Source organism: Spirochaetae bacterium HGW-Spirochaetae-1 (genome assembly GCA_002839375.1).
Classification (GTDB): Bacteria; Spirochaetota; UBA4802; order UBA4802; family UBA5550; genus PGXY01.
This window is the reverse complement of the sequence record PGXY01000010.1, coordinates 235,050-257,280: the sequence shown is the minus strand read 5'-3', so window position 1 is coordinate 257,280 and position 22,231 is coordinate 235,050. Positions and strand designations below refer to the sequence as shown.

General features: G+C 44.0%; 20 protein-coding genes and 4 pseudogenes. 12 read left to right on the top strand and 12 right to left on the bottom strand.

Going from position 1 to position 22,231, the window contains the following annotated elements; translation table 11 throughout:
* Nucleotides 1–8: 8 nt before the first annotated feature.
* The 5 genes from CVV44_20040 to CVV44_20020 all read right to left on the bottom strand — a co-directional run bounded on the left by CVV44_20040 (nucleotide 9) and on the right by CVV44_20020 (nucleotide 2,244).
* Complete coding sequence (locus tag CVV44_20040) at nucleotides 9–488, bottom strand: sodium:proton antiporter (GenBank protein PKL35960.1); 480 nt, start codon at nucleotides 486–488, stop codon at nucleotides 9–11.
* A 359-nt stretch (nucleotides 489–847) separates the two neighbouring features.
* Complete coding sequence (locus CVV44_20035; protein PKL35959.1) at nucleotides 848–1,039, bottom strand: hypothetical protein; 192 nt, start codon at nucleotides 1,037–1,039, stop codon at nucleotides 848–850.
* Between the two features lie 50 nt (nucleotides 1,040–1,089).
* On the bottom strand, nucleotides 1,090–1,452 hold the full coding sequence (locus CVV44_20030; GenBank protein PKL35813.1) for a cation:proton antiporter: 363 nt from the start codon (nucleotides 1,450–1,452) through the stop codon (nucleotides 1,090–1,092).
* Complete coding sequence (locus tag CVV44_20025; protein PKL35812.1) at nucleotides 1,452–1,736, bottom strand: cation:proton antiporter; 285 nt, start codon at nucleotides 1,734–1,736, stop codon at nucleotides 1,452–1,454. Before CVV44_20025 ends, CVV44_20030 begins: the two co-directional genes overlap by 1 nt.
* The gene (locus tag CVV44_20020; protein ID PKL35811.1) at nucleotides 1,729–2,244 is read right to left on the bottom strand and encodes a cation:proton antiporter; all 516 of its coding nucleotides are present in this window, start codon (nucleotides 2,242–2,244) and stop codon (nucleotides 1,729–1,731) included. Before CVV44_20020 ends, CVV44_20025 begins: the two co-directional genes overlap by 8 nt.
* Before the next feature lie 779 nt (nucleotides 2,245–3,023).
* Between CVV44_20020 and CVV44_20015 the strand changes: the two genes are divergently transcribed.
* Complete coding sequence (locus CVV44_20015) at nucleotides 3,024–3,512, top strand: hypothetical protein (protein ID PKL35810.1); 489 nt, start codon at nucleotides 3,024–3,026, stop codon at nucleotides 3,510–3,512.
* 32 nt (nucleotides 3,513–3,544) lie between these two features.
* Here the strand turns inward: CVV44_20015 and CVV44_20010 are convergent, their stop codons facing one another.
* A complete protein-coding gene (locus CVV44_20010) occupies nucleotides 3,545–3,898 on the bottom strand; it encodes a hypothetical protein (protein PKL35809.1) in 354 nt (117 codons plus the stop codon).
* Between the two features lie 190 nt (nucleotides 3,899–4,088).
* Here CVV44_20010 and CVV44_20005 point away from each other — a divergent pair, with 190 nt between their 5' ends.
* Nucleotides 4,089–5,735: a hypothetical protein gene (locus tag CVV44_20005; protein PKL35808.1), complete on the top strand. Its 1,647-nt coding sequence runs from the start codon at nucleotides 4,089–4,091 to the stop codon at nucleotides 5,733–5,735.
* 146 nt (nucleotides 5,736–5,881) lie between these two features.
* On the top strand, nucleotides 5,882–7,687 hold the full coding sequence (locus CVV44_20000) for a long-chain fatty acid--CoA ligase (protein ID PKL35807.1): 1,806 nt from the start codon (nucleotides 5,882–5,884) through the stop codon (nucleotides 7,685–7,687).
* A 309-nt stretch (nucleotides 7,688–7,996) separates the two neighbouring features.
* Here CVV44_20000 and CVV44_19995 read toward each other — a convergent pair whose 3' ends face one another.
* Together CVV44_19995 and CVV44_19990 are read right to left on the bottom strand one after the other, a co-directional pair.
* Complete coding sequence (locus CVV44_19995) at nucleotides 7,997–10,708, bottom strand: hypothetical protein (GenBank protein PKL35806.1); 2,712 nt, start codon at nucleotides 10,706–10,708, stop codon at nucleotides 7,997–7,999.
* A 99-nt stretch (nucleotides 10,709–10,807) separates the two neighbouring features.
* A complete protein-coding gene (locus tag CVV44_19990) occupies nucleotides 10,808–11,080 on the bottom strand; it encodes an RNA-binding protein (GenBank protein ID PKL35805.1) in 273 nt (90 codons plus the stop codon).
* A 723-nt stretch (nucleotides 11,081–11,803) separates the two neighbouring features.
* Here CVV44_19990 and CVV44_19985 point away from each other — a divergent pair.
* From CVV44_19985 to CVV44_19975, 3 genes and pseudogenes are all read left to right on the top strand, one after another.
* Nucleotides 11,804–13,033, top strand: coding sequence for a hypothetical protein (locus CVV44_19985; protein ID PKL35804.1), 1,230 nt, complete (start codon nucleotides 11,804–11,806; stop codon nucleotides 13,031–13,033).
* Nucleotides 13,034–13,493: 460 nt separating this feature from the next.
* Nucleotides 13,494–13,757, top strand: a pseudogene (locus tag CVV44_19980) (hypothetical protein).
* The gene (locus CVV44_19975; protein ID PKL35803.1) at nucleotides 13,693–14,088 is read left to right on the top strand and encodes an XRE family transcriptional regulator; all 396 of its coding nucleotides are present in this window, start codon (nucleotides 13,693–13,695) and stop codon (nucleotides 14,086–14,088) included. The pseudogene CVV44_19980 and the gene CVV44_19975 overlap by 65 nt, the downstream one beginning before the upstream one ends.
* 410 nt (nucleotides 14,089–14,498) lie before the next feature.
* Here CVV44_19975 and CVV44_19970 read toward each other — a convergent pair whose 3' ends face one another.
* Together CVV44_19970 and CVV44_19965 are read right to left on the bottom strand one after the other, a co-directional pair.
* Nucleotides 14,499–14,807 (bottom strand): hypothetical protein, encoded by a 309-nt coding sequence (locus CVV44_19970; protein ID PKL35802.1) that lies wholly within the window; start codon nucleotides 14,805–14,807, stop codon nucleotides 14,499–14,501.
* 16 nt (nucleotides 14,808–14,823) lie between these two features.
* Nucleotides 14,824–15,841, bottom strand: a pseudogene (locus CVV44_19965) (hypothetical protein).
* Nucleotides 15,842–16,448: 607 nt separating this feature from the next.
* On the opposite strand from CVV44_19965, the gene CVV44_19960 reads away from it, so the two are divergent.
* The 6 genes and pseudogenes from CVV44_19960 (at nucleotide 16,449) to CVV44_19935 (ending at nucleotide 18,498) form a co-directional block, all read left to right on the top strand.
* On the top strand, nucleotides 16,449–16,631 hold the full coding sequence (locus CVV44_19960) for a hypothetical protein (GenBank protein PKL35801.1): 183 nt from the start codon (nucleotides 16,449–16,451) through the stop codon (nucleotides 16,629–16,631).
* Nucleotides 16,625–16,921, top strand: coding sequence for a type II toxin-antitoxin system RelE/ParE family toxin (locus CVV44_19955; GenBank protein ID PKL35800.1), 297 nt, complete (start codon nucleotides 16,625–16,627; stop codon nucleotides 16,919–16,921). Before CVV44_19960 ends, CVV44_19955 begins: the two co-directional genes overlap by 7 nt.
* Nucleotides 16,922–17,358: 437 nt before the next feature.
* A pseudogene (locus tag CVV44_19950) lies at nucleotides 17,359–17,619 on the top strand (transcriptional regulator).
* Nucleotides 17,620–17,628: 9 nt separating this feature from the next.
* Nucleotides 17,629–17,910: a DUF2442 domain-containing protein gene (locus CVV44_19945; GenBank protein ID PKL35799.1), complete on the top strand. Its 282-nt coding sequence runs from the start codon at nucleotides 17,629–17,631 to the stop codon at nucleotides 17,908–17,910.
* Nucleotides 17,911–18,086: 176 nt separating this feature from the next.
* Nucleotides 18,087–18,278, top strand: a complete 192-nt coding sequence (locus tag CVV44_19940) for a DUF2281 domain-containing protein (protein PKL35798.1) — start codon at nucleotides 18,087–18,089, stop codon at nucleotides 18,276–18,278.
* Nucleotides 18,263–18,498, top strand: a pseudogene (locus tag CVV44_19935) (hypothetical protein). The gene CVV44_19940 and the pseudogene CVV44_19935 overlap by 16 nt, the downstream one beginning before the upstream one ends.
* A 407-nt stretch (nucleotides 18,499–18,905) precedes the next feature.
* Here the strand turns inward: CVV44_19935 and CVV44_19930 are convergent.
* Together CVV44_19930 and CVV44_19925 are read right to left on the bottom strand one after the other, a co-directional pair.
* Nucleotides 18,906–19,937, bottom strand: a complete 1,032-nt coding sequence (locus tag CVV44_19930) for a hypothetical protein (GenBank protein ID PKL35797.1) — start codon at nucleotides 19,935–19,937, stop codon at nucleotides 18,906–18,908.
* A 690-nt stretch (nucleotides 19,938–20,627) separates the two neighbouring features.
* Entirely contained in the window at nucleotides 20,628–21,794 is a 1,167-nt protein-coding gene (locus tag CVV44_19925) for a hypothetical protein (protein ID PKL35796.1), read from the bottom strand.
* Nucleotides 21,795–22,231: the final 437 nt, after the last annotated feature.

Here is a 22,231-nt window from a genome sequence, read left to right as displayed (position 1 = left end):
CTCCTTGATCACTTGATCATTCCCTTTTCATCTTTTTCCTTGCGTGCAAGGTGAAACATGGAAACCAGTATTATGCTCAAACCGAAAAAAACCTCCATCCCTATGGCCAGACTGAGAAAGGGAAGCAATCCCGCGGAATTCAGATAACCGGAATTAGGTCCCAGATCAATCACTCTGCCGAAGAAGGCCGGTGACCCGTTTGCCAGGAAGTTTGACAGGAAGGTAACGCCGATGCCGGCGAAACCGATGCCGATGAAAATTGTGAGGCCCAGTGATTCAAAAAATGAAAATATATTGTATGTCCTGTGCAGATGGCTGGTGATATAGGAACTTATGATGAGCAGCGCCGTCCCCGATGCCATGACCGCTCCGCCCTGAAAACCGCCGCCGGGAGACAGGTGACCGTGTATTACCAGGTACGCTCCGAAGGCCAGGATGAGGGGAAACATGAGATACGTTCCGTTCGAGACGATCCGGGTCATGTCCATGGGGAACCCTGTCCGGGGATCACGCAGTTCCACCGTGTCCCGCTTCAGCCGTATGGACGGATAGAGAAGCATGGATATACTGGTGACAACCAGGAAAAGTACACTGGCTTCTCCCATGGTGTCGAATCCGCGATAATCAAAAACTACGCTGGCAACGATATTATTCGATCCCGTTTCACGCTGGCCGTTGCGGAGATAATAATCGTCCATGGTGTCGACATAGGTGATATCCGTCAGCTCCCCGGTGCGGTCGATGAAAACATTCTGGTTCCCCAGGGGCTGTCCTACGGGATGAAGCCTGTTTATGCCAACGAAGAGAAATCCCGCGATGAGAAACAATGATAAAAAGCTTGCGATCTTCATTCTTCACGCCTCCTGGTAAGCCTGACGGCAATTACAAAAATACAGGTGGTGAGCGCCGCGCCGATTCCCGCCTCGGCGATCGCCACGTCAGGTGCGTCGAGATGGAGAAATACGACGGTTAACACGAGACTCATGACTGAATAGCTGACAACACTGGCCAGCAGATCCCTGAAATAAAGGGTCAGCATGGCAGTCACAATAATGACAATGCATAGTATGATAAATATGACCGAAGTAATCACAGCCTGTTCTCCTTATTAAACTTTTTCTGCTGCTCTTCAAATTCATTTATTTTTACACCAAAAGGTTTGATACCCGACAGCAGCGAGGCCCTGGCAATGGCATGAGCGCTTATTGGATTGGTAAAAATGATGACCAGGAGGGCCAGCATGGCATGCACCATGATAATGATGCTTGCATTGTCGGTATGCACGAAATTCCTGAGAATGATCCCCGCCACGATAAAAATGCTGCCGAAAGTAGTGGTCTTCGTCGCGGCATGCAGTCTCGTGTAGATATCGGGGAACCTCATGAGTCCAACGACACTCATGGAAGAAATAAAAAGACCTATCCCTATAAGAACATATGCGGTTATTTCCATTATTTAGACTTCTCCTCTCTGAGATAACGGGCGATATACAGTGTCCCGATAAATGAAATAATGCCGTACACTATTCCTATATCAATATAAAGGGCCTTGCGCGTGTACTCTCCCAAAACAATCATGAGTACAATGACTATGGTATTGATGGTATCGAGCGCAACGATCCTCTCGGGGACATTTTTACTGAAAGCAATCCTGACAACCATGAATAATATGAGGATGCTTATGACCAGTGCCGTTACTATTAATAACTCCTGCATGCTTTCTCCCTTTTCATCCAAATATTTTTTTCATCCAGAAATAAGCAAAAAGGCACACATCATTCGGTTCGGCCTTGACACCCTTTTCTTTTTTCCACTCAAGACAGTGGACATATACTGCATGGGTCTCCTCATCTACGGCAATCGTAAGAGTTCCCGGAGAGAGTGTTATGGAATTGGCAAAGAAGTAGGTGCCGGTTTCGCTTTTCAGGTCCGATTCAACCTTCACAATGGCCGGGTGTATATTCCCGGTCATGATACGGTAAAGTACCTCTATGTTGGCCATGAGCAGCGCCAGGAGAAAGGGGCCCACCATATAAAATGTAGCGGCAATCCATTTGAGTGGATTCGCAATCTCCCCCACGACAGAATCGGGAATAATAAATGAGGACACCAGGCCGACAAAAATACTTACAATAACTCCTACGACGAGTTCCTCAATCGACCAGAATAGCAGCACTTCCCCGCTGCCTGCCGTGAGCGCGAGATAGAGAATTAGACTTGTTGTTGAACAAAACAAAGTTTTCATAGGAAATCCTGATATTAATATATTTAAGACATCACGGAATACCTGTCACCGGATGTCGGAATAGATCGACGCATAAAAGACTCTGAGTAACCACTCGTAATAATATAGACCTTTATTCTATATTATTACGATAAATAAGCTAACTCCATTTCAGCTTTTTTTGCAATAGGCAATACTGCCTTTTATTGAACAGTGCATTACCTAATTATTTTATAGGGGTTTCCCCCATAAAAACTTTTGTAAAATGATAAGAATTATTTGTCATGTTCTCTATAAAAGAATTGACAATCCGAAAATCTGCAATGAAACGAATAGTTCAGTTTAAAATCCGGTGAACGGGATTTTACCGTGCTGCTACCCGTTGCCAGAGAACATGAAAAGAAATGGGTCCACCGGAAGTAATTTGACTGCTTGTTACAAAACATAAAATCATGTGTTCAATATGTGTATATTATATCCCATGTTTTTATAATGGCAATAATTATTATACTCATACTGACAGAAATTAGTCTTTTCCAGGTGATTTTTTGATAATTTAACATATTTAACACAAAGGAAAAAAAGTATACTATAAAAGTCTGAAAAAATACTTATATTATTATTAAGCATATAATGTATATAAGTATATACCCTAAGGGAAGGGGTTTCCGCATTAATTATATGTTAAATTCTGATATCAGGAATCTCCATCGGTATGGTGGAGTGATTTATTATTGACATAAACCGGTATTTGCCCGATGAGTTCTCAGCATATGGGCACAATTTCAAGGGGTGGACAAATGAAAAATTACAATAAGCTTCTCTCGTCTTTCATGGAATTAAAATCAATTCACCTGGAAGAGATGACAACAATTCCCAAAGACTGGTATTTTCTAGAAGGGGACAGGGAAGAGATAATGAGCTGGAACGAGGACGAAGCCGAAAAAATATGGATCAAGATGGACAAGAGAATTCAAAAACACAATGCCTCGGGTATTAACTATGAATTATGCCCCTTCTGCTATTTTAATAATTATAACCATGAAATAACAGTTTCCAAACGGCATAATCCCTCATGCATGAAATGCGGTTATGGTCAGAGACATGGCATCTGCACTGAAATATATCAATCGGAAGAAGATCAAAGCCAGTTCCAGAGGATACTCCGGACATTAAAGCTGGAAGGTTTCAACGTATACAAGACCCTTTCGAACGGGTACTATAAATCCCTCGCTGAAAAGCTGGAAGATGAATATATTTCGGGAAAAAAAGCTGCGGCTAAGGACTGAAAACCAAAAATACAGAACAGGCAAGGGCTCTTTCAGTGAGACAGTGAAAAAGAAAAAAACTGCCTTTCGAAATTCCGTTTTGTCGTGATGGTAAAAAAACTGTTGAGCTTGGCGGCATTAAAAACCTTTTTCACTTCAGGGCTCAGATCATAAAAAACAAGCTTGATATTTTTATCCATGGCGAAATTAAGGAATAAGACCATTGTTCCCACCGCCGAGGAATCCACGCCCCGCAGTTCTCTGCAGTCAATGGCTATGACATGGGGAGACTCATTAACCAGGGCATTCCATATGTTTTTTACCTTCTCAATGGAATCGGTATAAAACTTGCCCTGGATATGCATTACCGAGGTTGAACCGTGTTTTTCCACAGAAATATCGATCATAGCTTTATTGGTGGTTTCCTTTTTTTAAATATCGGTTCTGCATGGATCATTTATTAGTATCAGGCTAAAGAAAATCCCCTGACCCTGAAAAGAATAGAATTCACCGATCACAATAGAACGGATAGTAAATGATTCAGATTAAAAGTCAATTATCTTTTTTCTTGACTGCAAAAGCCCTGTATTGGATAGTATGGCCCCGGGAAATATTGATTCTTTACCATGCTCTGACCCCGGATCAGATCAGTATCTCAACACAATGAATATGAAAATAAATATCATCAAGAAAATTCTGTTAATAGGGGCCATGACAGCACTGTCCATGTCCTGCTCCGACAAAATGCCGTCGCGTGTCATCGGCCCCTGGGAAATACTGTACAGGCAGGACCCGGGCCTGGAAATCGCACAGCAGGCGAAAGAGTGGAAACCAGCGGAGATTCCCGTCAGACTCTATCTTGACTATCCCCCAATCAATGGTTTTCAATATGTCTGGCTGCGAAGCACGTTTACCATTAATGAGGATACTTCCCTCTTTTACGGAATCAGCATGGGACGGGTTTTTTATACCGACCGCGTTTTCCTGAACGGCCATCTTATCGGTGAAAATTCTCCCCATGATATAAGCATTCTTCCCATAAGAAGAAATTATAAAATTCCCCATGGAATCCTCAGGAAGGGTAAAAATGAAATATACATTCACCTGGGGACCTTCAGCAATGAAGTGGCGGGAATCAGTTCACCGGTATCACTGCGGCAGAAAAAAAGCTTCCAGGCCATAACACTCATCACCGATTTTATTTTCATTCATCTGCCTTTTGAACTGGTTACGATATCCTTCCTTATTCTCTTCATTTTAATTATTTTCTATCTCTGGAACAGAAAGGAGTGGTTATACCTCTACAGTTCCTTTGCCGTGCTGTTCTATATCATATTCGTCGCCTCACTGTATTTCCCCTACAGCGATGTGAGCATATCAGTCGTAAAATTCATTCACCACTCGGCCATACAGTTCTTTTCCCTAGCACTGATTCTCATCATTCAATCCATGTATGGCGTCTTTATCGCGGATATAAACTGGCGGGCCATCCCCCCGGTCCTGGGCGCCATCCTTATTATACTCATTTCAAGTATTTACTTTAAAGAAGAGCCCGTAATTACCACATACATCGGCGATTCGCTGGGAGTGGCGAATCTCGCGATCATGACACCGCTGTATCTCTATCTCATCAGGCGTCTTGATCAGATCAAGCCCGACCGGTTCCGTTTACATATGATGAGGATAATATCCCTGGGAGGCGTCTCCATTGCAGCCATTGAATTAGTACTCTCCTTCACCGGTTCGCGCCTGGTGCTCATGCTCGTTACCTTCTGTTCTCCTTTTTTTCTGCTCCTGTTTGTCCTGTTCTTCGCCAGGGAGGTGATGAAAAAAAATCTGCAGCTCGAGGCCATTTACGGAAACCTGAAAAAAACCGATGCAGCGGCAAATAAAAACAATATAAATGAAACTACCCGGGAAAAACTCGACCGCATCATACAATTTATTAAGGATAATTACACCTCGGATCTGTCGCGCGAAGGCCTGGCCTCGGCCATTGACATGAATCCCAATTACATGAGCAGCCTCTTTAAGACATATACGGGTAGCAAAATAAATGAATATATAAACAACCTGCGCATCGAAGAAGCCGTGAGAATGCTCAATGATAATGATACAAAAATCATTGAAATTGCCTATGCCGTCGGTTTCGAAAGTCTCTCCACCTTCAACCGCGTATTTAAATATATTAAAGGGAAAACACCCACGGAATACCGCGAGGAACTGGCCGCATCGGTACGATAAATTCCTCTTCCCGTGGACCTGTCATTTTCACATATGTAAAAATGACCATTGCCAATATCTTCAAACTGCATCTATGATTAGATAACTCCATAATTTTCCGTTATTTTTATACTACCCGGCGACAAACCGGGTATTTTTCAGACATTATGGAGGAAGGCATGTACGTGTATGAAAAACCCGACAATCTCGTAGAACTCTTTGAAAAGAGCGCGGCTGATTTCCCGCAAAAACCGCTTTTCGGCATCAAAGATAAAAAAACAAAAACATACAACCGGCTCTCATACCGGTCGATCAGTGAACGCGTGGACAATCTCCGCAGCGGACTTGCCGGCATCGGTGTTGGAAAGAACGATTCCGTGGGCATCATATCAAACAACCGTCCCGAATGGGCCATTGCCGCTTTCGCCACCTACGGCCTGGGAGCACGTTTCATTCCCATGTATGAAGCGGAGCTGCCGAAGACATGGAAATATATAATAAAAGACAGCGGACTCAAGGTCCTTTTTGTCTCTGACCTGTCTATTTATCACCAGGTACGCCATTACATACTTTCCATACCCACACTGGAATATGTCTTCCTGATTGAAGGGACCGAGGGCAATTCCCTGCGTGCCCTGGAAATCCAGGGTTCCATGAAATCCAGTCCGTCCCTGCACCCCGGTCCCGATGATACGGCCATGCTTATTTACACTTCGGGGACCACGGGTGAACCCAAGGGAGTCCTTCTATCCCATGGCAATATAACGAGCAATATTCACGGCGGAAGGAAAGCCTATCCTGAAATCGGCAGCGACGAGGTGAGTCTCTCCATTCTTCCCTGGGCCCATACCTTCGGCCAGACCGTGGAACTCTACTCCATGATTCTGACGGGCTCCTGCATCTGTTTCATGGAAAGTATCAAAACCGTGCTCGAGGACATCGCCCTGGTGAAGCCCACGGTGCTTATAGCCGTACCAAAGGTTTTCAACATGATATACATGGGCATCATGGAAAAAATTCAGTCCGGGGGTGTATTCCGCGCGCGCATGGCACGGGCCGCTTTTGATATCGCCGCAAGAAAATTCAGGGCCGGGGAAAATAATGGTCCGGGCATCATTGAGTCAGTGCTTTACCGTGCCGCCGACCTGTTCATTTTTTTTCAGATAAGAAAACGTTTCGGAGGGAGACTGAAAGGATCCATGACAGGAAGCGCCATTATGAACAGGAACATCGCCGAGTTCTTTTTTTCCATCGGTATACCGGTCTATGACTGCTATGGTATGACGGAAACCTCGCCGGGTATAACCATGAACCGGTCCTATGACTTCAAACTGGGAACGGCCGGAAAGGTTATAGATAACGTGACGGTAAAAATAGACATATCAAAAGGTGATCCGGAAAATGGCGACGGTGAGATCGTGGTTTACGGCCCCAATGTCATGAAGGGTTACCACAATAAACCCGAGGAGACACGTCTTGTTATGACCGTTGACGGCGGACTCCGCACCGGCGATCGCGGTAAATTCGACAGTGAAGGTTTCCTTCACATAACCGGAAGAATAAAAGAACAGTTTAAGCTGGAAAACGGCAAATATGTCTTCCCCTCGTCCATTGAGGAGGATATCCGCCTGGCGCCGTTTATTGAGAACATCATGATTTACGGTGAGGGCAAATCTTACACGATAGGACTGGTTGTTCCCGACCTGAAACAGCTTCAGAGCATACTTGAGAAAAACAACATTGAATCGTCTCCCGAGGACATGCTGGAATCTCCCGTCGTCATGCAATTTATCCACGACAGCATACGGAAACAGCTCGAGGATAAATACGGGAGCTACGAGATCCCGCGCAAACTCCTCGTGGTCAGGGACGGTTTCTCCGTGGAGAACGGCACCCTGACGCAGACCTTAAAGCTCAAGCGTGATATCGTGGCCAGGAAGTATCATGAGGAAATCCAGGCCCTGTATAATTGATGAGTCAGGATCATTCCGAATTATTGTAATTAAATTATATTAAAATAAAATCAAAGAAATATGTCGCCACAGAGACACCGAGGCACTGAGTTTTTAAAAATAAACCTTATAAATCATTGTATGAATGTTCCTGATGGTATCACAAACATGGGAAAATATATGTTATTCCATTTTATTGTTAACAAAAATCCTGATTATTGTTATTCAATTGAAAGAGCAGTAAAGGATATAGTAAAAGGAATAATTCTCCGTGCCTCTGTGACTCTGTGGCAAATCTTTTCTTAAAATTCCGGGAAGAGTCATAATTTATTATTGCCGGAACATGGCAGCTATTTTCACCGCCGCATCTTCGGGATCGGGCATCATGGCATTCTCCAGGTTCCGCGCATAGGGAATGGGGCACTCTGGAGCCGCGATCCTCAGGGGCGCTGTCCTGAGCAGTCCGAAACCCGTCGTGACAGCACGGGCGATGACCTCGGCGCCGATGCCTCCCGTGGCATTGCCCTCCTCTATCGTCACCAGGCGCCCTGTTTTCGCCAGGGACTCCATGATTGTATCGGTGTCCATGGGATACAGGGTGCACAGGTCTATGACCTCGGCGCTGATCCCCTTCGATTCAAGAATTACCGCGGCATCGCGGGCCACGCTGACACCGAGAAGATGTGACACGATGGTAACATCGCGTCCTTCCCTGACCACGAAGGCCTTTCCGATGGGAAGAATATAATCACTGTCGGGAACACGCCCCGTGGCTGCATAGAGGAGCTTGTGTTCAAAAAATATAATTGGATTATCGGACCGGATGCAGGCCCTGAGAAGACCCATGGCACTGAAGGGGTCCGACGGGGCCACAACCATGAGGCCCGGTATCCCGGCAAAGAAGCGTTCCATGGACTGCGAATGTTGTGCAGCCATGCCGATACCGCTTCCCACGGGTGTCCGTATGGTGAGGGGGATATTCACCTGCCCGCCCGTCATGTAGCGCAGCTTGGCGGCCTGGTTCACGATGGGGTCCATGCAGCACGTGAGAAAATCGGAGAAAAGAATTTCCGGAACGGGACGAAGGCCCGTCATGGCAGCACCCACGGCCCCGCCGATGATGGCGTATTCGCTGATGGGAGTATCTATGATGCGGTCCGGGCCGAATACGTCCACCAGTCCCTCCGTAACATTGAAATATCCACCCAGGGTCACATCCTCGCCCCAGATGAACACGGTGCCGTCTCTTTTCATTTCACCGGCCAGTGCTTCATTTATGGCCTGGGCCATGGACTTTTCCACGGCCGTATCGGGAATGACGGGTATATTCCCCTGCGTAAAAACCGGTTCTCTCTCGGGGGAATAGACGCAGGTCATGAGGTCCGCGATATCGGGAGCCTTTGATAAACGGGCGAACTCAACAGCCCCGTCAACATCCTTTTGCGCGCGGGAGGTGACTTCCTCAATAGACTGCACCGCAATTCCATCACCGAGGAGAAACCCTTTCATTTTTTCAATGGGATCATCCTGTTTATAGACCTGTCGCTCCTCTTCAGTTCGATACAGTTCCGGCTCACCTTCCATGTGTCCGTGCCAGCGATAGGTCATGAGCTCCAGCAGTCTCGGTTTTCCGTCATGCCTCATTTTTGCGATTATTGTACCGGTCTCGCGGTATACCAGGGGAAGATCATTGCCGTCGAGGCGCAGTGCTTCTATGTTGTATGCCCCGGCCCGCTTATGAATGAGCGTCTCGGCCGAATGCCGTTCCAGGGAAGTGAACTCCCCGTAGCGGTTGTTCTCAACAACCACCAGTACGGGGAGATGCATAAGCGAAATCATGTTCATGGCCTCGTGAAACATTCCCTGGTTAACAGAACCGTCACCGGCTATCACCACGGAAATATCATCGCTGCCCCGCTTTTTAATGGAAAAACCGGCACCCATGGCAAGGAGATATCCGGCACCCACGATACCGTTGGCTCCCAGTATACCCTTTTCACCGTCGGTGACATGCATGGACCCGCCCTTGCCGCGGCACTGTCCCGTTTCTTTACCGTAAATCTCGGCCATCATTCGCTTCAGGTCGGCCCCCTTGGCAATGATATGTCCATGACCGCGATGGGTCGTATTGAGGTAATCGCTGTCACGCAGGTTGCAGCAGACGCCAGCGGCCACGGCCTCCTGGCCGATGGATAGATGTATGGCCTCGGTCGGCACTTCACCCTTTCGGAATGCCTCGGAAAGGTGTTCTTCAAAAAAACGTATGCGGCACATGACCTCCAGCATTTCCAGGCCGGACTTTTCAGCTACTTCATTTCTGACGGGCAGGCACCGCTTTTCATCACAGGCGGAGAGGCAATCCCGGGGAAATGCAGGCACCAGGGAGGGATTGTATCGGGCCTTCCTGTTGCCGAAAGAGAAGTATTTTTTCTTTCTTATTTTTGTCCTCCCCTGCTTCAGGAGCAGATCATGGCGACCCGTATCGCGCAGTACGCCGGGATACATGGCAAAGGCCGGCTTCAGCGCCGGCAGGAGCTTCAGTGCCTTCTGGATCGATCCCTTGGCAACGATTTTTCTTGACGCGATTGCCAGGGGCACGTTCAGCTCCTGCATCCAGAAATGATGACTCGTTTCCGATGAAAGAATCATCTCCACATCAAAATCATCGTCTCCCGGCGGATTGAAATAAAAGCGCGGCGGATCATTTTTTATATCGATATACAAGGTGAGAGGAAAGTCCGTATAGCGGAACCGTGCCACCAGCTTTGCCCCGGCAACGGCGCTTAATATTTCAGGTGTCGTAAATATCCTGTCCCAGAGAATGGAGAGGTTTTCCTGGAGTTCCTCTTTGTTTTTGAAGGGTTGCATGACCGTTCCTCCTGTATGAGTCAAAGAGTCATGATGAATAAAGCGTATTTTCCATACGCTGTCAATGATTTTACTCCTGTTATACGGCAATAAAAAAACCGGTGCGTTATCCGCTCCGGTTTTCATTTTACATACATGTCGTGAATTGCGATCCCGCTTAAAAATGGAACCCATTCCTGCCGGACTGCCTATTCCCCTTTATAATTCTCATTGCCCTTTAACCCGTTTACCGGGAGAAAAGGCAATCGAGAATGTCTCGATGCAACAATTATATCAATATTTGTTGAATCTGTTATCGTTTCTAGGTTTTGCCAGATTAACCTTTATATTTCTTCCAAGGAAGTTTTTCCCGTTCACCTGTTCGATCGCAGTATTGGCTTCGTTTTTATCTGCCATTTCAATAAAACCAAATCCCTTTGATCTTCCCGACATCTGGTCTTTGATAATTTTGACCGATGTAACTTCACCATACTGACCAAAAAGCTGTTCCAGTTGAGATTCCGAACTCTCGTACGAAAGATTTCCCACATAAATGTTGACTGACATGTTATACCTCATTAAATTAATGTAACAGAAATCCCTAAATTCTCCACATCTGAGTCGCTTGCATCTTTTACGGGGAGTAAAAAAGGTCAGGGACTGTAGCAGGAATTTATTTATTTTGTATTCGAAGGTAGACTTTTATGAATGAGCTACATCTATCTCATACAAAATTGGAATCCGCTGTTTAACTACATACCATATAGCAGGTAAAGATAAAGAAGTCAATTAAAAAATAGAGGCGCCTCCACTCCTTCGTATTGTTTCGTGTCAATTTATCAAAATAATGGCAAAAAAGCAGGGATTTCTCCCTGCCATCAACGTTATGGTGATTCATTTAAAGCACACCGAACGTACTTGCCAATACATAAGCGTATCCGTTTCGACATGCTCATATACTTTGAACTAAAGGGATTCCAATCCGTCAGGGCTTTTCTCCGACAGTCCGGATATCGACAGGTTGCCCCTTGTTACTATAATGAGAATTTGCGTTCAGGACAATTAATGAATCTTCCTCTTTACAAATAATGTTGACATTATGGGTATTGCATGATATTTATAATACTTTCATGGAAGAATAACTATTAATGTACAATGCGCCGATGAATTTATTCTTCGGCAAAAGTCCTTTCTCTATTTCCGATAAAATATCCCGTATCCCTGCACCGGTTTCGGTGAAGGAAATTCCATAGTATCTGAATTCAATATTACCCATGCAGAGGTGTCAAGATGATGGGAAAAAGGTATGTTGCTGACCTCATACAATCACTGCTCCTGACCATTGCTATCGGCCTTGTTTTTCCAGCCTGCGATTTAACTGACGCACCGCAAAACAATTACTATGCGGATTCCGGCTTAAACTGCTTCACGACAGGGCAGGAAGAAACGGACTGCACCGGCTCGGGCTCCACCAATGATCCCCATGTCCCGTCCGGCACGGGACCCTGGTTTGAGGGGTGGTATACACGGGTTTCCGATGACGGCGGCAGCCGTTCCGTGGCCGTAATCGTGGCTTCCTATCTGCCAAAGGGTGAAACCTATGTTCCCGGTGAATATCTGCCCGGCTACATCAATGTGCTGGCCAGTGAAGGCGACGGCGCTCCAACGCTTTCCTATACCGTTTTTCCTGAAAAGACAATGGCCCTCGTCAACGATAAACCCGTGACGGAGAACCCCGTTATCAGCTGTAAAAAAGAATCGGATTTTGAATGGATAGCCGAGGGATACGGCAGCATCACGGAAGACACCATTGATATCAGCATTCCCGGCGTTGCCGATGTCTACATCCATACATCGAACCGGCTGCCCTGGGACACGGAAGATCCTTCAAAAAGCATTGAAGGCTGGATGGTATCGTATCCCTTTCCGACACACTGGTGGATAAACAGCCTTGGTTCCGATGCCGAATATGAATACACGCTCTACGAAAGCGAGGAACCGGAAACCTTTCAGGGTACCGGTTACGCGGAACAGGAAAAAAACTGGGCTCAGGTTTTCCCCCTGGCCTGGATATGGTCACAGGGAATTGCCGCGGGAAACAGCGCCCAGTATGTGCTGACATCAACGAAGGTGGAGGTTGTGCCGGGACTTATACTGTACCCCTGGCTGGTCAGTTATCGTTCGCCGAATATTTCCTGGAATTTTAATTTTTCCTGGGCCGGTTCATATCTGAAAACAACAAAGGACCCCTGCGCCGGGACCTGTAAAATGGTATTCCGAGACACCTATCGTTCCCTTGAATTCGATATGTCCGCTCCCCCCGATTCCTTCGGCGATGTGTCCATCCCCACGGCCGATGGCTTCCTGCCGGAAATGGGCGGAGAATCCTTCTCGGCAACGGTGAATGTCTCGGCGTACCGGCATTACCCGCTCCTGGGGTTAAAACGATGCGTGGACAGCCAGGTCTTTAACAATGCCGTGCTGGAATTCGGCAATGAATGGCAGTGTGCGGGGGAATGATAATTTTCAAGGTTCAACGTTAAAGGTTGAAAGTCTTAGACTGGAATGTTTAAGGATAGTTCAATGTTCCAGGTTTAATGTTTAAAGTTTCCTGCGTTACCTATGTCCTGACCCGGCCCTTCGTGAGATCATTGTCGGTCCATGCCGCATTTTTTACCATGCAGCCGGCGACAGCGTTTATATCCTTCACATTATGCGCAGCGAACGCAGTCTCCGCGTGTATTTACTGGAAGAAAGGGAAAAAAAGATATGATCCTGCCTGAAAAAGCTGTTTGAACTGCCTGTCCTCTCCTGTATTGCAACAGCTCGACAATGTAACCTGATATCTTTATTCCATGGTGAAGCGTTCACTTCCGTGAGCTGACGTGTCAATGGACGTGACTGCATGGTTGGCGTAGTCGTAGGTCCAGGTATTTAATTTTCTCTTGACATGTAACCTATCTAATGATTACATTGACTCATGTACAGTGTTGTCATCAAAAAAAGTGTACTTAAAACGGTCGCAAAAATGCCTGAACGTATCCAAATGAAACTCAGGGCGCTTACTGACGACCTTGAGACAGACGGTCCCATCAGAGATGACTGGCCCAACTACAGCAAACTTGGCCCGAACGAATTCCACTGCCACCTCTCCCATAAATGAGTGGCATGCTGGCGGCATGAAAAGAAATCTATCATTATTGAGGTATATTATGCAGGTTCTCGTGAAAATGCCCCATATTAAAATAGATATGAAAGGGGATATCCCCGCTAAAATTATCAAGCTTCTGAAAAGCGAATACGGCGATGACGTCAAGATCAAGGATGACGACGACTCCATTGACGTGAAGGACAGCCAGTGGTATAAAAAAATGTCCCGGAAAATGACTCCCGGTGATTACCTGCGGATTTACCGGGAAAATCTCAGCTGGACGCAGGAAAGACTCGGCAAGGAACTGGGCGGCATTCCCCGCCAGCACATCTCCAACATGGAAAAAGGCCGAAGGGCTATAAGCGTTGACATGGCTGAAAAACTGGCAACCTTGTTCAGGAAGCCCGTGAGCAGGTTTCTTTAGGGATAGTTTAAAATTACACTTTCAAAGTTGAAAGTCTCCGGCCGGGTCAGGACAAAGGAAGGTACAAGTATCAAGGGACAAGTTATTTTCTCAGCAGTCAATACACTTTTTACTTGTTCCTAAAACCTTGTTCCTTTTATGAATATATCGATGAAGATGATTTCAATCGGTTGTTTGATCTGAGTCGAGAAGTCAGTCGGCTCATTTTTGGTTTGAAGGCGCGCGTTACATGAAAGGGACAAGGGGAAAGATAAAAGGAACAAGTCTGACTTTTTGCTTCCAGAAAACTTGCCCCTTTTTCCTTGTGCCTTGCAACTCTCCTTATCCCATCATCATTATTTTTACAAGGAGTCAGCCTGATTATGATCTTTTGTTAATAAATCGCAGGCACGCGGGTGTTATCTTGACTATTACATTTTAAATCTACTCATTATTTCATTAACGGTATTTAATAGCCATATTTTTGTTTCTTCAATTTGTGTTTCCAATTTATTATTTCGATATATAAAAAATTCAATAACATCAATTAATTTATTATCGATAAATAAATCAACTTCTAACTCTGACCAATATTCATTGTCTTCTGAATAATCTTGTCTAATTTTTATATCTCCATAAGTTATATTTAATTCATTAAATTCATCAGACTTTTCACAAAAAACATCTTTTACTAAATCAACATGTGCTTTTTCATTAAAATATATTTCTTCTTTTATCATGATATAAATAACCTATCTATTTTTTATCAACTCTTGGATATTCAACCCACTCATCAGGAAAACTTCTTTGCGTACCATATTTACCAACATGATCTTGATGTTGATGAATTACTTCTCCATTCTTTTCAACTTGATGAGTTTTTGAAATGGTTTTACTATCCTCTCGCTCAATTATATGTCTGGACGCAGCACCATCACCACCTTTAGTTTTTCTTGTTATAATTTCTTTCTCAATGGCTCCCGTTGACTCTGCTTTACCCTTTATCCTATTCAATCCAATCTTAGCTCCTAATACTGCGCCCACAGCCTCAGTATAATAAGCTATTCCATCGCCAAGTATTTCTTCTTTAGTTTTTGGTGCCCCTACAATAGAATGTTTATCTTGTGTTTCTTGATCGACATGGCCCACATTACCTAATGAAGAAGCCCACATGTTGCTTAATGTTCTAAGCACAACTCGCTTAACAACGTCAACTTTATTTAAGCTAGTCTTGACTCCATAAGCAGTTTTATCATTTTTTATTTGTTCGTCTACCTTATCCTTTGTGGCTGTTCCCCCCGGATCATTCAGATAATCATCCGCAACTATTTTTCCTGGATCGACAACATCATCATTGTTAGCGGCATCTCTTAAATTATCAGTAAGTGTTTCTGCATCATGTCCCGTCGGGTCCTTATACTGCACCGGATTCCCATGACAGTACATATACCGATTCCACCCCTGCGTATCGAACTCACCGTCGATGACGTTATCGGCCGTCACAAACCTCGATATCTCCGGATCATAATGCCTCGCATTATAGAAATAATACCCGGTCTCCAGATCCAGTTCCTGCGAGTTATATTTCGGCGCGTGGCTCCCTCCCTTCACCTTCCTCGAACCAGGTCTCGCCGTAGGGCGGATACTCGAAGCGTTTTATCGGCAGACCGGAATCATTCACCACTACCTTTACGGAGTCAACCTGGTCTGTCAAGTAAGGTCGCTCCGCGCTGGCTCTCTCTTTGCTACTTTGGAATGGGCCAAAGTAGCGCAAAGCCCACCCCTCAGACGGCGGGGAGCCTTGCCATGCCGAAGGTTTTTACATTCCCTGCTGCCTCCGACACTTCCATTATCCTGTTATGCAGCTCATTCGCCGCTGCGGCTTACTTTTCTCTATACTGGAATTTATTATGTGCAGATATTTTTTGCAAGCATTAATCTGTGGTTATCAACTCGTTACACGAATCACCGGCAGCGGTCTCGAAACGGCCATCGTGGCCGACTCGACCGGGCCGACGTCGTCTCGGCCTTCTAGCTGGATACATGTTGTTACATAAATCTTTTCTCTATATATCTCAATTTTTGAAAACCTGATATATTTTTTATTTATTCCATGGTGAAGCGTTCACTTCCGTGAGCTGACGTGTCAATGGACGTGGCTGCATGGTTGGCGTAGTCGTAGGTCCAGGTGTCGCTCGTGGGGCCGCCCTGGCCGTACAGGCCTTCCGAGTCGTGTAGACGCGGCATTAATCGGCTCATCCGGGGAATTTTTATCTTGACCATATTGATGCTTTTCTATAACTTATTTTTAGATAAAATTTATCTGCGAATCTAAATATTTACCTTTTAAAAATACCGTATTGAAAAAGGGAGCGACATTCATGCAGCAATCAATAAAAAAAGAAGCCATCAAGGCCATATCGTCACTGCCGGAAAACGCAACTATCGATGATATCATGTACCGCCTCTATGTCATTGACAAAGTAGCACGAAGCCAGGATGCGGTTAAAAATGGAAAAACCATCACTGCTGAGGATTTAAAAAGAGAAGTTCAGTCATGGTAATATGGTCTGAACCAGCCAAAGAAGACCTGAGAACAATCTACGAGTATATCGCCCACGACTCTCCTGTCTACGCTCATCAGGTAATTAATAATATAATCGAAAAGAGCGAAACACTTAAAGACTTTCCGGCAATAGGCAGGATCGTTCCAGAGACCAATGACGATGATATCAGAGAACTTATTATTTATTCTTATCGAATCATCTATGAAAACGCTAAAAATGATTCGATAATTCATGCGGTCATACACGGGAAAAAAGACTTTAATAATTCATTTGAATATAGCAAATAACCTCCCACGTATTGCCTCGATACGACTTCACAAAAAGCCCTCCTGGCCGACTCGACCGGACCGACGTTGTGTCGGCCTTCTAGTTGGATACATGTTGCAACAGATATGGTTTCTTTATATATAGACTATTGTTTATAAAAAACTCTGATTCCTTTCCAGAGTCATCCCTCTCCTGCGTGAAGGCTCAAAAAAGGATGTTTTAGTTGCAAGCGGGGACAGGATGTCTCAAAAACGCTCACCTGCCGGGGGTGAGGTCTTACTTTCCGCTTTCAGAAAACTTGCCCCTTGGACCTTGCGGCTGTCATAGGTATATTTTTTTAGTACCCTCACCAAGGTATTTGACATTTTAACAGCATATTCATATATTACACAATAATCAGCATGTTTACCGTTGCATTTTATACTTTATTTTATATTTTATAAATGAGGTGTTTTTGATGCCTGAGATATGCAGATTTTACGGTATAGTGATTCGCATGTATGTCCAGGATCATTATCCTCCTCATTTCCATGCTTATTATAATGACTAGGAGATACTGATCGATATACATAATTTCAGCATTATAGCCGGAGATTTTCCTCCTAAAGCCATGGGGCTTGTCATAGAATGGGCCGCATTGCATAAAAAAGAACTTTTTGAAAACTGGATTCTGGCCTGCGAGAAGAAACATACTTTCAAAATTGAGCTATTGAAATAGGAGGTAATCATGTATTTTTCCGTATCCGAGGCTACTCATCTGAGTAATTATAAAATCCAAATTGCTTTTCAAAATGGTAAATCCGGAATCGCGGATCTTGAGGACTACATCAGCGAAGGAGAAATTTACCAGAACATAAGAAACCCAGATACATTTAAAAACTTCTCCATAGAATTCGGCACACTTACCTGGGAAAATGGAGAAGTCGATATAGCGCCTGAAACCCTTTACGAAATCACTACGGGAGAAAAGATATCATTCAATTATGAAAAGACTTATAAGGTGGTTTGAGGATACGCTTTCCCTGACGACGAGTCGTCCCTCACGCGGTTGCTGCATGAATCCCGGCGGACGCGTTACAACGCTTCCCTGCGGATGTATATATATCCCTGACTTATTGATGGCAATGATTCTTCTGCTCTAGAAAAATCGATTGACTTGTTCACTTTTTTTTATATCTTGTGTTCATGAACACAAAAAGCATTCTCATCAAAGAAATCGAAAATCTCCCGGAACCTCTGGCCGCTGAAGTGCTGGATTTCGTGCGTTTTCTGGAACACAAAAAAGCAGATGGATTTGAGAACTACATCCAGTCAGAATCATCCCTGAAAAAAGAATGGCTCACCCCGGCTGAGGACGAGGCGTGGAAAGATTTGTAAAAGGCGACATTGTCGTCATCCCCTTTCCCTATTCCGATCTGAGCAATGCAAAAAGAAGGCCTGCTCTCGTTCTGGCTGAATCATCATAAAACCAAGCAATATCCGCCCCAACAAATTGTTCACCGCCGACTCAAATATCATCCTTTATAAACTTGGCTCTCTCCATCGGCAGAAAATCAACGATGTTATTGACAGAGTTGTTGCAAATTTCAAAGACTGAATTGGCAGTAGAGACAGGGAAACGAACAGTATTCAGTCTTTACCTGACGGAAAAACAGATCAACACCCTTCTTCGCCATCGCTTCTCAATTTTATCCCGCCGCTCTGTCCATAACGACGAAGCGGCTTGCCCTGAGCATGGGACTGCACGGAGCGCTGTGGAATGTCATCATGATAGTCCGACCGACAGGAGGTCAGAAGTGTCGCAATTGCCAAGGATGGCTAAATTGCGACCTCGAGCTCTTCCTTAGCAGGCATCCGTCCTGCTCTTCTTATGTGGAATATATTTTTGGATTTTTCCCTGCTCCGCAGTTCTGGCCCGAGAGCGGGATGAGACGGTTGATGGTAGACCATGATTTTCTTACTGTACTTCGTTTAAATCCTTGTGAATATCTCATGTTTTAACTCCTAATGGAGGGGACATCTTTCCTGATTATGGGGGGTCCCGGCGATATCGGGCCGATCTTTTATCAGCCACTCTTTTATATCCTTATCTATTTCCGGGAACTTTTCCAGTACCACCATACGGAGTTCAACGTTTTTACTCAAAGTCCGTTTCTTCTTTTCCTCCTTTTCCAGCTTATTATACAACCGTGTAAAATCCCGAATACCGTTAAAGGGAGTCCCATATAAGACGGATTCCATATTACCTATGGCCTTTGTATAACTTTTCCCTACGGATTTTTTTGCCAGGTTGAAATTCTCAATGAATCCGTCAAGATCGGAGTAGAAATACTCTTCCAGCTTTTCCACGGGGTAATCGATAAGATTTAACAACTGAAGATCGTCGATATCGTACGTATCGAAGAGAGTTTTAAGTCGTCTTGCCCCTCTGTAACGGATTTCGAATTTAAGAAAATCCTCTTTCCGGGGATGCCTCAACTCGTCGTATAAAAGACCGGTCTTATGATCGTAATTAATATAGACGGGGAAATATATCCCGTCTTCGGACTTTTTACGGCTCGTTATACTCTTGACGTTGGGAAGGTACTTTGAGAGTTTATCCAGATTTTCTCGGAAGGAGTCAGTAAAGAATTCTCGAATCTCTTCCGTCGGCCGAATGCGGCTATGAAAATCTATCCGGTATAAACGTATCTTACTTATATTATCATATAGTATATTACGATTAAAGTCGTGCTTTATATTATCAAACTTTTCTATCATATATTTATAACCGTCGTTAAAATCCCGTATCTTCCCTCCGTCTTTTAAAAAAGACTTTGATAAATCAGGAAATAATATATACATATTATAATGCTTATTAGTACCGTTCCGATATTTAACTTCACGTAAACCGATCTTGAAAGTCATCGAATTAGCGTAGGGATACCAGTACATATTTTCCTTCTTATCGAAGGTAGTTTCGTCGAGAGGAAAACTAATAAAACTTCTTTCGATGACAAAGATCATCGTATGAGAAAACTCACATAAATAGCTCATAAAAAATCTCCTTTTAAAAAATTAATTTTTGGGCCGAATTAATGGCCTCTATTAATAATCAATAATAGGAAATAGCTCTTTTAAACGATTTTTATTATAGACGGGGATAAAAAGTTATATGAAAGGGACAAGTTTCAAGTATCAAGGAAAAAGTTTTACCTCAACGATTCAAAAACTTTCAACTTAAACCTTGCTCCTTGTTCCTTTTCCTTACAATAATCGGACTTTATATATTTAAACGAATTTTTTCAGGAGGAAGATTTGAGGAAGGAACGGTTGAATTAATACCGTAAAAATTGAAAAGAAACGTTAGGTGAAACTTAACAGGGTTTTCGGAATAAATCGATTTGGATATAATATGAGATGAGAAGTACAAGGAGAAAGGCAAAAGGAACAAGTCTGACTTTCTGCTCCCAGAAAACCTGCCCCCTGGACCTTGCGACTTTCAACTATCATAGAGAATCCTCGGCGTGGGGTCCGGGAATTAAACTGTATATCTTAAATGACTATATCATTATTACTTAGGCTAATTAAAAAAAGTGTCATAAATAAAGAATAATATACCAGCGGTTATAAATATTAGTCCCATTATAAGAAATAAAGTATTCTTAGATTCATGATAAGAATCTGGAATCAAAATTATAATCCCGCTTGTAATACATATTATACTCTTAGAATAATCAGCTAATCTCATTTTTTATTTTCTACTCTCCTCCCTCTATCTTTTTCTTCTTTTTTTCTTTCATTTACTGCTTGATCCCACTTTTTACCTTCTTCTCTACAATATTCATCTGAGTCTGAATGAGCAGACCATATAGAATATAAATCTAAGGCTGGTCCTAAAGCTTTACTGAAAATTGTTTTTTTTGCTGGAGTTGCTTTGACTTTGTCTATTTCGCTATACATCTGTTTTCTATTCTTTGCTAAATTATGATAAGAGGCATCATTATCTGTAATTAATTTTTTCTCTTTCTCTAAACCACCCTTAATAATTTTTGTTGCCGCTTTATCATCCCTAATAAATTTAGTTGTCTGATCAACTCCTTCAGTTGCACTTCCCTCAATGACTTTATCCTTTGAAGCTTCTACTGACATATTTTTTCTTTTAATATTCTCTTTATCTTTTTTTTCGTTTGCTGGATCGAGATGTTCATATTCCTTATCATTTAGAGGTGCTAAATTGCTTAATACTAAACTTGCTACTGAAACAGCTCCTGCAACGAGAGCTAGTAGGGGAATAAAGTGCCCCGTCGGGTCCTTATAAATAATTGGATTCCCCTTCGTATACGAGTACCTATTCCACCCCTGCGTATCGAACTCACCATCAATAACGTTATCCGCCGTCACAAACCGACTTATCTCCGGATCATAATGCCTCGCATTATAAAAATAATACCCGGTCTCTAAATCTAACTCCTGCGAATTATATTTCGGCGCATGACTTCCTTCCCCTTCCTCAAACCAGGTCTCGCCGTAGGGCAAATACTCGAATCGCTTTATCGGCAGACCGGAATCATTCACCACTACCTTTACGGAGTCAACCTGGTCTGTCAAGTAATATAGGGCCTGGCCCGAAGGGGCCACGACCGCCACGCGGACGCCGTTGAGGTACACGTTATTCACAGCACAGTGGCTTTCCTCGATCTCCGTGCCGCCCGTCGTGTACTGTTTTTCTATGCCGAAATACATTGACGGGTACAGCACCTCTATCTGCCGGTCCTCTCCGGCCACGGTGCGGCGCGAGACTTTGCGGACCCGGAATCCCTGGTCATCATAATAATACTCTCCCACAACCTGGTTCGATCCGTCCGTGACTTTGCGGATACGGTTCGAGGCGCCCGAAGCGTTGCATCCCATGGTAAATCGTTCGCTGCCGTTGGCGGCATAGGTATAGCTGATGAAAATAAAAAAAGCCTTTTCCCGAACAGGAAAAGGCTTTTTTAAAAGTACGCCAAAACGTACTTACCACTTCTTGAGCGGGTCCTGATGGATATGCTTATGTATTTTGAGCTGAATCATACGGAATAATATTTACCGGCACAAATATGCCCCGCTTCCAAGAAACAGGAGAATCACCTTCCCCTAAAAACAGATAACCCCCGACACTATTAAGTGTACATTAAAAACAACTGGAAAGTTGTTAAAATACGGGATATATTGCTATACATTGTTTTACGTACAATATTTTGGGCCATATTTGGGCAACAGGATTTGATGTTTTGCTAACAGGTGTTATGCTGTATTCAGTTTCTATCACAGGTTTTCAGAGGAAACTGTCAAGTGAATACTGTCAC